Origin of the sequence: Streptomyces sp. NRRL F-4489 (genome assembly GCF_001509485.1) — a bacterium.
GTDB lineage: Bacteria > Actinomycetota > Actinomycetes > Streptomycetales > Streptomycetaceae > Streptomyces.
Window position 1 is genome coordinate 1 of record NZ_LLZI01000049.1, and the last position, 11,925, is coordinate 11,925.

The 11,925-nt window shown below is 73.0% G+C and carries 9 protein-coding genes and 1 pseudogene; 7 read left to right on the forward strand and 3 right to left on the reverse strand.

The window, feature by feature from the left end:
- The 3 genes and pseudogenes from ADL22_RS06665 to ADL22_RS06675 form a co-directional block, all read left to right on the forward strand.
- A pseudogene (locus ADL22_RS06665) lies at positions 1–746 on the forward strand (serine/threonine protein kinase); the annotation flags it as partial.
- 151 nt (positions 747–897) lie between these two features.
- Entirely contained in the window at positions 898–2,565 is a 1,668-nt protein-coding gene (locus ADL22_RS06670; protein ID WP_066974685.1) for a succinic semialdehyde dehydrogenase, read from the forward strand.
- Positions 2,566–2,683: 118 nt separating this feature from the next.
- A complete protein-coding gene (locus ADL22_RS06675; RefSeq protein ID WP_066974688.1) occupies positions 2,684–4,537 on the forward strand; it encodes a GMC oxidoreductase in 1,854 nt (617 codons plus the stop codon).
- Between the two features lie 59 nt (positions 4,538–4,596).
- Here ADL22_RS06675 and ADL22_RS06680 read toward each other — a convergent pair whose 3' ends face one another.
- Positions 4,597–5,685, reverse strand: a complete 1,089-nt coding sequence (locus tag ADL22_RS06680) for an LAETG motif-containing sortase-dependent surface protein (protein ID WP_066974690.1) — start codon at positions 5,683–5,685, stop codon at positions 4,597–4,599.
- A gap of 924 nt (positions 5,686–6,609) precedes the next feature.
- Complete coding sequence (locus tag ADL22_RS06685) at positions 6,610–6,936, reverse strand: chorismate mutase (RefSeq protein ID WP_066974699.1); 327 nt, start codon at positions 6,934–6,936, stop codon at positions 6,610–6,612.
- A gap of 264 nt (positions 6,937–7,200) precedes the next feature.
- Here ADL22_RS06685 and guaA point away from each other — a divergent pair, with 264 nt between their 5' ends.
- The 3 genes from guaA (at position 7,201) to ADL22_RS06700 (ending at position 10,888) form a co-directional block, all read left to right on the forward strand.
- Complete coding sequence (gene guaA / locus ADL22_RS06690) at positions 7,201–8,787, forward strand: glutamine-hydrolyzing GMP synthase (RefSeq protein ID WP_066974692.1); 1,587 nt, start codon at positions 7,201–7,203, stop codon at positions 8,785–8,787.
- A gap of 225 nt (positions 8,788–9,012) precedes the next feature.
- Positions 9,013–9,900: a 2-hydroxy-3-oxopropionate reductase gene (locus ADL22_RS06695; RefSeq protein ID WP_066974694.1), complete on the forward strand. Its 888-nt coding sequence runs from the start codon at positions 9,013–9,015 to the stop codon at positions 9,898–9,900.
- Positions 9,901–10,102: 202 nt separating this feature from the next.
- Complete coding sequence (locus ADL22_RS06700; RefSeq protein WP_066974696.1) at positions 10,103–10,888, forward strand: class II aldolase/adducin family protein; 786 nt, start codon at positions 10,103–10,105, stop codon at positions 10,886–10,888.
- Positions 10,889–10,954: 66 nt separating this feature from the next.
- Here ADL22_RS06700 and ADL22_RS06705 read toward each other — a convergent pair whose 3' ends face one another.
- Complete coding sequence (locus ADL22_RS06705; protein WP_066974698.1) at positions 10,955–11,713, reverse strand: DUF4239 domain-containing protein; 759 nt, start codon at positions 11,711–11,713, stop codon at positions 10,955–10,957.
- Between ADL22_RS06705 and ADL22_RS35180 the strand changes: the two genes are divergently transcribed.
- The gene (locus tag ADL22_RS35180) at positions 11,712–11,870 is read left to right on the forward strand and encodes a hypothetical protein (RefSeq protein ID WP_159048590.1); all 159 of its coding nucleotides are present in this window, start codon (positions 11,712–11,714) and stop codon (positions 11,868–11,870) included. The two genes, ADL22_RS06705 and ADL22_RS35180, sit on opposite strands and share 2 nt — an antisense overlap.
- Positions 11,871–11,925: the final 55 nt, after the last annotated feature.

The window sequence follows — 11,925 nt, forward strand, 5'->3', positions numbered from 1 at the left end:
CCGCTCCCTCCACCACCCCCCGCCCGCGGCCCCGCCTCGCGCTGCTGATCACCGCCGCCGTCATCGCCCTCGGCGGCACCGCGGCAGGCGTCACCGCCCTCGTCGCCCCGGGAAGCGGTCCCGGCGGCCCTGGCGGCCCCGCCGGCTCCGACGACGGCACGAAAGCCCACCCGGGGGCCACCGCGCAGGACGCCGCCCACAAGGGCAACAAGAAGGGGCAGCCCCCGTCCCAGGACCCGCAGGGCGCCGCCCCCACGGGAACGGCCACCGCCCCGGCCACCCCGGGCGACGACCCGCAGGCCCCGCCCGGTTACCGGATCGTCCGCGACCCGGCCGGTTTCCGCATGGCCGTCCCCATCGGCTTCACCCGGTCCTACGAGAATTCGCGGGTCTACTACTACTCCGAGGGCAAGCGCTTCCGTATCGGGGTACAGCTCCAGCAGCCCGTCCCCGAGGGGCCGATCGGCGCGATGCGCACGGCGGACGCCAACGGGCCGAAGAACTACCCCGGTTACCGCGGCGGCCAGGTCGTCGAGACCACCCACAACGGCCTCCGGGCCGGCCGCTGGGAGTTCATCTGGAACGGCAGCGCCCAGGACGCCGGCGCCCGCTACACCTACGACCTCAGCTGGAACGAGGGCGGCCGGATGATGGACGTCTGGATCTCCTCCCCGGTCGCCTCCCGCGCCGACGCCAAGCGGCAGTTCGACACGGCGGTGGAGACCTTCCAGCTGGCCGGCCGCTGACGGACGGCACCAGCCCACCCTCCCCAGGGCCCACCGTCCCCCCAGTCCACCCCCCATACAGCCACCACCCACTGGCGCGATTGTGGCCGCCCGGTGAAAACCTGTTACTCCCGGGTACACAAAGCGCTTCCGGACGCATACGCTCGCCCGCATGACGGACTCGCAGGACACCGGTACGCCCACCGCCCCCGCCACCGAGGCCCCTTCCGCGAACGCCGCGAACGCCGCGCCCGCCGGCGGCAATCCGGTCGTGCGCGCCGCCCCCGGCGCCCGTACGGCCGCCGACGTGGTGTCCCCGGAGGTCGCCGCCCGCCTCACCCGGGACGTGGTGGGTTCCGGCCGGACCGCCAACCACACGCCGTTCACCGGCGAGAAGCTGGCCGACCTGCCCGAGTCCACCCCCGAGGACGTCGCCCGCGCCTTCGAGCGGGCCCGCGCCGCGCAGGAGCGCTGGGCGAAGGTCCCGGTCCGGCAGCGCGCCGCGGTCCTGCTCCGCTTCCACGACCTGATCCTGCGCCGCCAGTCCGAGGTGCTGGATCTGATCCAGCTGGAGACCGGCAAGGCCCGGCTGCACGCCCACGAGGAAATACAGGCCGTCGCCGTCGCCGCCCGCCACTACGGCCGCAAGGCCCCCGCCTACCTCCGCCCCAAGGGCCACACCGGCGTCGTCCCGACCCTCACCAAGGTCACCGAACTCCGCCAGCCGCGCGGTGTGGTGGGCCAGATCGCGCCCTGGAACTACCCGTTCGAGCTGACCGTCGGCGATGCCCTGCCGGCCTTCGTGGCGGGCAACGCCGTCGTGATGAAGCCCGACACGGAGACCGCGCTGACCGCCCTGTGGGCCCGCGAGCAGCTGATCGAGGCCGGGCTCCCGGAGGACGTCTGGCAGGTGGTGATCGGCGACGGCCCGGTCGTCGGCCCGGAGGTCGTCCGGCACGCCGACTACGTCTCGTTCACCGGCTCGACCCGCACCGGCCGCGAGGTCGCCCAGGGCGCCGCCGCCCGGCTCGTCGGCGTCTCCCTCGAACTCGGCGGCAAGAACGCCATGCTGGTCCTGCACGACGCCGACATCGAGAAGGCCGCCGCGGGCGCCATCCGGGGCTGCTTCTCCTCCGCGGGCCAGCTGTGCATCTCCATCGAGCGGCTCTACGTCCACGAGTCGATCGCGGACGCGTTCCTGGAGCGGTTCGCCGCCCGCACCAAGGCCATGCGGCTGGGCAACGCCCTCGCCTACGGGGCCGACATGGGCTCCCTGGTGGGCGAGCGCCAGCTGGAGACCGTCACCCGGCACGTCGAGGAGGCCGTGGCCAAGGGCGCCCGGGTGCTCGCCGGCGGCCGCCCCCGCCCCGACATCGGCCCGCTCTTCTACGAGCCGACCATCCTGGACGGCGTCGAGGCCCCGATGGCCGTCTGCGGCGAGGAGACCTTCGGCCCGGTGGTCTCGATCTACCGCTTCCGCGACGAGGACGAGGCCGTCGCCCGCGCCAACGCCACACCGTACGGCCTGAATTCCAGCGTCTGGACGAAGGACGGCCGGCGCGGCCGGGCCGTCGCGGCCCGCCTGCGCACCGGCACCGTCAACGTCAACGAGGCGTACGCGGCCGGCTACGGCAGCGTGCAGTCCCCGATGGGCGGTATGGGCGACTCGGGCCTGGGCCGCCGCCACGGCGCCGAGGGCATCCTCAAGTACACCGAGGCGCAGACCGTCGCCCAGCAGCGCCTGATGCCCCTGGCACCGGCCTTCGGCATGGACGACGAGAAGTACGCCGCCTTCATGACCCGCAGCCTGCGCGCCATGAAGGCCCTCCGCCTGCGCTGAAAAATCCAGCCCCTCCGGCTGCAGCAATCAGCCCCTCCGGGCGGAGAAAATCCAGCCCCTCCGGCGTTTGAGGAGCGGGGTCCGGGGCGGAGCCCCGAATACGGAAACGGAGGTACCGGTGCCACACGACAACGCGCCCCAGCCCACCGAAACGGGCGCACCGCCCACGCAGGCCGACCCGGCCACCGAGCACGCCTACGACTACGACGTCCTCGTCATCGGCTCCGGCTTCGGCGGCTCCGTCTCCGCCCTCCGCCTGACCGAGAAGGGCTACCGCGTCGGCGTCCTCGAAGCCGGCCGCCGCTTCACCCGCGCGACCCTCCCCAAGAACTCCTGGGACCTCAAGAACTACCTCTGGGCCCCGGCCCTCGGCCTCTACGGCATCCAGCGCATCCACCTGCTGGGCAACGTCATGGTGCTGGCCGGCGCCGGCGTCGGCGGCGGTTCGCTGAACTACGCCAACACCCTCTACGTCCCGCCCAGGGCGTTCTTCGACGACCCCCAGTGGCGGGACATCACCGACTGGCAGCAGGAGCTCAAGCCGTACTACGACCAGGCCCGCCGGATGCTCGGCGTCCGCCTCAACCCCACGATGACCCCCTCCGACGTGCATCTGAAGGCCGCCGCGCAGGCCATGGGCGTCGGCGACACCTTCCACATGGCGCCGGTCGGGGTGTTCTTCGGGGACGGCGAGGACGCCGGCGGGACGGCGCGGGCGGAGCCGGGCGCGGAGGTCCCCGACCCGTACTTCGGCGGCGCGGGCCCGTCCCGGCGGGCGTGCACCGAGTGCGGTGAGTGCATGACCGGCTGCCGGCACGGCGCGAAGAACACCCTCACCGAGAACTACCTCCACCTCGCCGAGCGGGCGGGCGCCGTGATCCACCCGATGACCTCGGTCGTCGCCGTCACCGAGGACTCCCGCGGCGGCTTCGCGGTGCGCACCCTGCCCACCGACAACAAGAAGAAGGGCGCCGGCCGCACCTTCACCGCCCGCAAGGTGGTGCTGGCCGCCGGCACCTACGGCACCCAGACGCTGCTGCACCGCATGAAGGACACCGGGCTGCTGCCGTACCTCTCCGCCCGCCTCGGCACGCTCACCCGCACCAACTCCGAGGCGCTGGTGGGCGCGCAGACCACCAGCCGCCGCTACCGCAAGCGGCACGGCGCCGACCGCGTCGACTTCACCCGCGGCGTGGCGATCACCTCGTCCATCCACCCCGACGAGAACACCCACATCGAGCCGGTCCGCTACGGCCGCGGCTCCAACTCCATGGGCGGCCTGACCATCCTCCAGGTGCCGTACCGCCCGGCCGGCCGGGTCCTGGGCTGGGCCGGCAACATGGTCCGCCATCCGCTGCTGGCGCTCCGCTCGCTCTCCAACCGCCGCTGGTCAGAGCGCACCATCATCGGCCTGGTCATGCAGTCCCTGGACAACTCCCTGACGACGTACCGGCGTCCGCGCGGCCCGGGCAAGGGCCTGCTCACCGCCCGGCAGGGCCACGGCGCCCCCAACCCCACCCAGATCCCCGAGGCCACCGAGGCCGCGACCCTGCTGGCCCAGGAGATCAACGGGTTCGCCGGCAGCAACATCGGCGAGCTGATGGGCACCCCGCTCACCGCCCACTTCCTCGGCGGCTGCCCGATCGGCGCGGACGCCGACCACGGTGTCATCGACCCCTACCACCGCCTCTACGGCCATCCGGGCATCTCGGTCGTCGACGGTTCCGCGGTCTCCGCCAACCTCGGCGTCAACCCGTCCCTGACCATCACCGCCCAGGCCGAACGCGCCATGTCCCTGTGGCCCAACAAGGGCGAGCCGGACCCGCGCCCCGCCCCGGGGCAGCCGTACGCCCGCGTGGCCCCGGTGGCGCCGCGCCACCCGGCCGTCCCCGCTGCCGCGTTCGCCGCCCTCCGCCTGCCCCTCCTGCCGGTCCCCCCGGTACCGCAGAAATCCGCCCCGCCCACGGGCTGACGCGACGGAGGGCCGCCCCCAAGGGAAGCGGCCCTCCTCGACTCTCCTACGGGGTGCCGTTACGCGGCCGCGCCCCCGCCGGCCTTGCGGCGGCGGACGACGAAGAGCGCCCCGGCGCCGACCACCAGCGCCAGGCCGCCGGCCATGGCGATCGTCGGCAGCGCGGAGGACGAACCGGTCTCGGCGAGGTTGCCGGTCACCGGCAGCTTGGCCAGGTCCTCCTTGGGCTTCGCCGGGGTGACCGGCTTGGCGCCGCCCTGCGGCCCGGGCTTGTTGCCGGGCTTGCCGGGCTTGGCCGGCGGGATCTGGCCCGGCTTGCTGCCGGCCGCCAGGATCGCGAAGTCGTACCACTGCTCCGCCGACGAGCCGCAGGACCCGTCCGCGTTGTAGTAGTCGCCCGCGATCAGCGCGAAGCCGTCACCGGCCGGCGCGCTCTTGTCGGCGCTGATCCGCATCGTCAGCTCGGCCGTCTCGTGCGGGTCCAGCTCGAACCAGCCGAAGTAGTCGCCGTTGGTCCACTCGCCGAACGCGGTCCACTTGCCGGTGTCCGGGTCCTGGTACTCCAGGTGCAGCCGGGAGTCGGGGCCGTTGCCGTCGCCGTTCAGCGGCACCGCCATGATGAACGGGTAGACCTCGTCCAGCTTCCGGTCGGTGGTGTTCGTCAGCGCGACGGTGAAGCGCGACCAGCCGCCGCCGGCGACCAGCTTCGACGGAAGGTTCCGCACGGTGGTCTTCAGCGACGGGTCGTCGATGGTGCACTCGTCGCCCTCGTCGTCGCCCTTGTCGGACGGCGGGGTGGCGGTCGGCTTGCCGCCCGCGGTCGGTCCGCCGGACGGGGACGGCGAGACGGACGGGCCGGGCGTGCCGGAGGGGCGCGCGGTGGACGGCGCGGTCTCGGTGCCGCCCGTCGTGCTGCCGGTACCGGACTCCTTCTCGCCGGCCGGCGTCTGCTCGCCGGCGGCCGGGGGCTGGTCCGGCGTGGTGGTGGAGCCGCTCTGCTCCGGGCCGGGGGTGTCCTCCGGCGCGGGGGCGGTGGCCGCGGTGTCGGTGCCGGGACCGGTCGCGTACGCGGCGGGGGCCGCCATGAGGGCGGCGGGGGCTATGACGGCCGTCGCGGCGACGGCCGTCAGGGCACGGCGGAGCTTCATCCAGAAGACCTCTCGGGGACCGAAGTGCCGCGGGGGCGGCACATGGAACGCGGGCCGTCGCGGTGGGGCGCGGTATGGCCGTGCGATGTCAGATACGTGACCGCCGATGGCCGGAAAAGGTTGTTGACTCATCCGGAAAGATCGGCGTGATCTCACTCACAACTTTCACAGCCGCCCCACAGGCACCCCGTAGCCACTGAATGGGCGCCACCGAGCCGACCCGCCCGGCCGCCATGCGGCCCCGCCTCACAGCGAAGGGCCCCGGGACTCCTCCGCGAGGGGGGAACGCGGAGGCCACGGGGCCCTTGGCTTTCGGTGCCGGCGTCAGGGCAGCGCCGGCACCGACGGGCGGCGCTGGGGGGGGGGTAGCGCCGCTGGCTCATGGGTGGTGCGGATGGTGCGGGTGGTGCGGGTGGTGCGCGGTGCCCGCTACCGCCTGAGGTCTGGACCAATGGCGTACGCGGCAAAGGTCCGTACCGGAAGCGGTCCGCGGTTCGTCAAGCATCGTCCTGGATGCGCCTCATCCGGCGCAACCGTTTCGACCGGATGCGGTCGGTCCCGGGCGTCCCCAGGACCGACCACCCCATCGGTGTGACCGGGCTGCTGTCCCCTGCTGACCGGCCACGAACCGGAACGAGGTCCCACGACGCCCGGCCGCTGCCAGCGGCCGGCCGTCTCATCGCTCCGGCGTTCCGCCCGTGGGGCGGCGTCTACGCGTAGTCCTGCAGACCGCGCCTGGCTGGCGTGGCACCGGGAACAACGACCCCTCGCGCGGCCCGGTCACGCGCCGTACGAGTGAGAGGGCAACCGAACTCAGTTCCAGCCGCGCCCCCACCGGGACACCGCACGGATCCGGCCGCGCGCCCCCGTCGCGCGCCCGGCGCACCACCGGCCGGATCCGGCCTGCCCCAGCCCCGGGCCGCCTCAGACCCGGCCCCGGCACAGCTCCAGCAGCGTCATCGCCAGCGCGGTGCCCGGCCGCCCGAGCTGGTCGCGGTAGTGGCCGAGGATCTCCATCTCCCGGGAGAGGTTCACCCGGCGTCCGCCGGAGGCGATCCGCTCGCGCTGGATGACCGCGGAGACCGCCATCCGCTCCTGCACCAGCCCGATGATCCGGCCGTCGAGATCGTCGATCCGGCGCCGGGCGTCCTTGATCACGCCGGCCGCCTCCGGGGTGCGCGCGCCGGTATCCGGGACGGCGCCCTCAGGGGCGGTGGCGGTGCGGGTGTCGGTGTGGGTCTGGCTCGTCATGTCCATTTCCGTATCTCCTGGGGATGGACCCCGGGAGCCGTGGGACCGAAACCGGCCCCGGACAGACACAAGCGCCCCGGACCGTCATCGGCCCGGGGCGCCTGGGGAAGTCGCTCGTCAGATCAAGCAAGCGCGACCATGGCAGCCGGACGGGCCGGTGCCATAGGTAAAGACGAAGGTCAGCTGCTTGGACATGGCGCCAAGTATGAGCCCGTTAGAATCGAAAGTCCAACCCCTGCTCCACACCGCCGGAAGGCCGCCGAAGTGCCATCAGCACCCCCTGCCGCCGCCCCGGACGTCGTCCTCGTAGTCGACTTCGGCGCACAGTACGCCCAGCTCATCGCCCGCCGGGTCCGCGAGGCCCGGGTCTACAGCGAGATCGTGCCGTCCACCATGCCGGTGGCCGAGATGCTCGCCAAGAACCCGAAGGCGATCATCCTCTCCGGCGGTCCCTCGTCGGTGTACGAAGAAGGCGCGCCCAGCCTCGACCGCGCGCTGTTCGAGGCCGGCGTCCCGGTCTTCGGCATGTGCTACGGCTTCCAGCTGATGGCGATCACCCTCGGCGGCACGGTCGACAACACCGGCGCCCGCGAGTACGGCCGCACCGCGCTCTCCGTCAGCAAGCCCGCCTCCACGCTCTTCGAGGGCACGCCCACCGAGCAGTCGGTGTGGATGTCGCACGGCGACGCCTGCTCCGCCGCCCCCGAGGGCTTCACGGTCACCGCGTCCACCGAGCTGGTCCCCGTCGCCGCGTTCGAGAACGACGAGAAGAAGCTCTACGGCGTGCAGTACCACCCCGAGGTGATGCACTCCACGCACGGCCAGCAGGTGCTGGAGCACTTCCTCTACCGCGGCGCGGGCCTGCGGCCGACGTGGACGACCACCAGCGTGGTCGAGGAGCAGGTCGCCGCGATCCGCGAGCAGGTCGGCAGCAAGCGCGCGATCTGCGGGCTGTCCGGCGGCGTGGACTCCGCGGTCGCCGCCGCCCTCGTCCAGAAGGCCATCGGCGACCAGCTGACCTGCGTCTACGTCGACCACGGCCTGATGCGCAAGGGCGAGACCGAGCAGGTCGAGAAGGACTTCGTGGCGGCCACGGGCGTGCAGCTCAAGGTCGTCGACGCCGCCGAGCGGTTCCTGACCGCGCTCAAGGGGGTCACCGACCCCGAGGAGAAGCGGAAGATCATCGGCCGGGAGTTCATCCGGGTCTTCGAGCAGGCCCAGGCCGAGCTGGTCGCCGAGGCCGGCGCCGAGGGCGAGGAAGTGGCCTTCCTGGTCCAGGGCACGCTCTACCCGGACATCGTGGAGTCCGGCGGCGGTACGGGCACCGCCAACATCAAGTCGCACCACAACGTCGGCGGGCTGCCCGACGACATCGAGTTCGAGCTGGTCGAGCCGCTGCGCAAGCTGTTCAAGGACGAGGTCCGGATGGTCGGCGCCGAGCTGGGCCTGCCCGAGGAGATCGTCCAGCGCCAGCCGTTCCCCGGCCCCGGCCTGGGCATCCGGATCGTCGGCGAGGTCACCCAGGAGCGCCTGGACCTGCTGCGCGAGGCCGACGCGATCGCCCGCGAGGAGCTCACGGCGGCCGGTCTGGACCGCGAGATCTGGCAGTGCCCGGTGGTGCTGCTGGCCGACGTCCGCTCGGTCGGCGTCCAGGGCGACGGCCGCACGTACGGCCACCCCGTCGTGCTCCGCCCGGTCTCGTCCGAGGACGCCATGACCGCGGACTGGACGCGTATGCCGTACGACGTCCTGGCCCGGATCTCCACCCGGATCACCAACGAGGTCGCCGACGTCAACCGCGTCGTGCTGGACGTCACCAGCAAGCCGCCGGGGACGATCGAGTGGGAGTGACCCCCTCCCGTTGACCACGTGCCGACGCCGCCGCCCGGATGCCCGGGGGGCGGCGTCGCCGTATTCGGGGGGCGGGGGGATCGCGAGCGTGGACGGGGGCGCGTACGGCCGGTGGCGCGCCGGGCCGGATGGTTGACGGTCGAGGGGTCGCGGCGGAAGATGGAGTGCGTAATTCCGTAATACGACATCCGCTATCCGCTCTGCGGAAGAAGTGAGTCGCACGCTATGAGCACCATCGCTTTCCTCGGCCTCGGCATCATGGGCAGCCCCATGGCGGTGAACCTCGCCAAGGCCGGGCACACCGTACGCGGCTGGAACCGCAGCCCCGGCAAGGCGGGCGCGCTGGTCGCCGCGGGCGGCACCGAGGCTCGTTCGGTCGCCGAGGCGGTCGCGGACGCGGACGTGGTCATCACCATGGTCCCCGCGTCCCCGCAGGTCGAGGCGCTCGCCTATGGGCCCGAGGGCATCCTGGAGCACGCCCGCTCCGGCGCCCTGCTGATCGATATGTCGTCCATCACCCCGCAGACCTCCATCGACCTGGCGAAGAAGGCCGCCGCCAAGGGCATTCGCGTCCTGGACGCCCCGGTCTCCGGCGGCGAGGCCGGCGCCGTCGAGGGCGTCCTGTCGATCATGGTCGGCGGTGAGCGGGCCGACTTCGACGCCGCCCGCCCCGTCCTGGAGGCCGTCGGCTCCACCGTCGTCCACTGCGGACCGCACGGCTCCGGCCAGACGGTCAAGGCCGCCAACCAGCTCATCGTCGCGGTCAACATCCAGGCGTGCGCGGAGGCCGTGGTCTTCCTGGAGAAGTCCGGCGTGGACCTCGCCGCGGCCCTGGACGTCCTCAACGGCGGCCTGGCCGGCTCCACCGTCCTGACCCGCAAGAAGGACAACTTCCTCCAGCGCTCCTACGACCCGGGCTTCAAGCTCGAACTCCACCACAAGGACATGGGCATCGTCACCGACGCCGCCCGCACGGTCGGCGCGCCGCTGCCGGTCGGCGCCGCCGCGGCCCAGCTCATCGCCTCCGCGGTGGCCCGCGGCGACGGCGCGCTGGACCACTCGGCGCTGCTGCGCGGCGTGGAGCTGCTGAGCGGTTACGGGGGCGGGGAGTAGGTCGGGGGCGGCGCTGTACGGGGGCGGTTGGTGGCTGTGCGGGGCCGGCCGGCGGCTTTTACGGGCGCGGTGGGTGGTTGTACGGGCTCGGTCGACGGCTTTGCGGATCAGGCCGGTGGTCGTACGGGCCTGGCCTCCGGACGAACCGGAGGGTAGCTTCCGCCCAGCACCGGGAGCCGTACGCGCCAGGAGGAGAGCCGCGATGCCCGAGCCGACGCCGATACCCACCGACCAGCTGCACTTCGCGCTGCCGCCGACGCACCCCACCGCCGCGGAGGAGCGCCGCTACCGCAAGGAGCGCCTGGTGGCCGCGGTGCGCCTCTTCGGCCGCCACGGGCTGGACGAGGGCGTCTCCGGCCAACTCACCGTCCGCGACCCGGAGTTCGCCGACTGCTTCTGGACCAACCCGTTCGGCGTCCCGTTCGCGCTGCTGACCGTGAGCGATCTCGTCCTCGTCAACGGCGACGGCAAGGTCGTCGAGGGGCGCCACCACGTCAACCAGGCGGCGTTCACCCTGCACGCGGAGATCCACCGGGCCCGCCCGGACGTCGTCGCCGCCGCGCACAGCCACTCCCCGTACGGCCGCGCGCTCTCCGCGCTCGGCGAGCCGCTGGAGCCGATCACCCAGGACGCCTGCGCCTTCTACGAGGACCACGCCGTCCACGCCGCCTATACGGGTGTGGCGGTGGACCCCGGGGAGGCGCGGCGGGTCGCCGCCGTACTCGGCCCGCACAAGGCCGTGATCCTGCGGAACCACGGGGTGCTGACGGTCGGCGATTCGGTGGACGCGGCGGCCTGGTGGCTGCTCGCCCTGGAGCGCTGCTGCCAGGTGCAGCTGGCGGCGAAGGCGGCCGGCACCCCCGTCCCGATAGCGCACGAGGACGCCGTGCGCACCCGGGAGCAGCTGGGCAGCGACCTGGTCGCGTGGATCAACTACCAGCCGCTGTACCAGCAGATCGCCCGGGGGGAGCCGGAGATGTTCGAGTAGGGGGTCGGCCGGGCGGGGCGCCCGGCGGGGCGACTGGTGCCCCGCGCGCCGCCGCCCTCCGCGTCGTCACACCCCCGGGAAGAGATCCAGGAACGTCCCCGCGTCCGCCGCCGGCCCCCGGCTGAACGGCGCGTCGAAGTCCCAGACCAGCACCAGCAGGAACGCGATCAGCGCACTGAACACGCCCGCCATCAGCATCTCCCGCCCCGACCGCCGGATCTGCAGCGTGAACATCACCGCGATGGACACCACGCCCCCGATGATCAGCCCGAACCACACCACCCCCGGGAGCGTCGAATCCGCCGCGTCCGCACGGGCGGTGCGCGCGCTGTCCACCGCCGCGACCTGATCGACCAGCGGCTGGTACGACTCCCGCTCGAAATCGTCCTTCGCGTGGTAGCCGATCACATCGGACCGGATCTTCCCCAGCAGTTCGGCGCCGCGGTCGGTGAGCCGCCCGTGCTCGGCCATCACCGGCCATTCCTTGTGGACGACATGGCTGACATAGGAGTTGACGTCCCGGCGCACGGTGTCCCGTACGGGCGCGGGCCAGGCTTGGACGCGTGCGCTGACCTCGTGCAGCGCCTGCGCCTCGGCCCGCATGGTGTCCTCGGCGGTGGACCGGGCCTCCCAGACACCGGCGATGGCCAGGCCCAGCACGATCGCGTAGACCACCCCCACCATCATCGTCAGGTACTCGATCACATCGGGCGTTTCGGACGGGTCGTCGTCCTCGCTGATCCGGCGCTCCTTGAGGACGGTGATGGTCAGGACGACACCGCAGACCGCGGCCATGGCGAGGGTCAGTACCAGCCACTGCGACATGGAGACCTCCTACGAGGAACTGCGCCCGCCGGAACGGGACGTGGAGCGCGAACGGGGACGGAGAGCGGCACCGGCCAGCACGGCCGGCGTGGTGATCAGGAGCGTCCTGGTCACCACCGACCGCCCGTGGTGGGGCTGGGAACGGGCCGGGGTGTAGGCGTGCGGGCGCGCGGGGGTCGGGCGGGGCGCGGGCGGCGGGGACGGGGGTGCGG

What these genes read in the sequence shown, in the direction of transcription:
- ADL22_RS06680 (WP_066974690.1), bottom strand. Translation starts at nt 5,685, where the DNA reads ATGAAGCTCCGCCGTGCCCTGACGGCCGTCGCCGCGACGGCCGTCATA.
- ADL22_RS06700 (WP_066974696.1), top strand. Translation starts at nt 10,103, where the DNA reads ATGCCCGAGCCGACGCCGATACCCACCGACCAGCTGCACTTCGCGCTG.
- ADL22_RS06695 (WP_066974694.1), top strand. Translation starts at nt 9,013, where the DNA reads ATGAGCACCATCGCTTTCCTCGGCCTCGGCATCATGGGCAGCCCCATG.
- ADL22_RS06705 (WP_066974698.1), bottom strand. Translation starts at nt 11,713, where the DNA reads ATGTCGCAGTGGCTGGTACTGACCCTCGCCATGGCCGCGGTCTGCGGT.
- ADL22_RS06685 (WP_066974699.1), bottom strand. Translation starts at nt 6,936, where the DNA reads ATGACGAGCCAGACCCACACCGACACCCGCACCGCCACCGCCCCTGAG.
- ADL22_RS35180 (WP_159048590.1), top strand. Translation starts at nt 11,712, where the DNA reads ATGGAGACCTCCTACGAGGAACTGCGCCCGCCGGAACGGGACGTGGAG.
- ADL22_RS06670 (WP_066974685.1), top strand. Translation starts at nt 898, where the DNA reads ATGACGGACTCGCAGGACACCGGTACGCCCACCGCCCCCGCCACCGAG.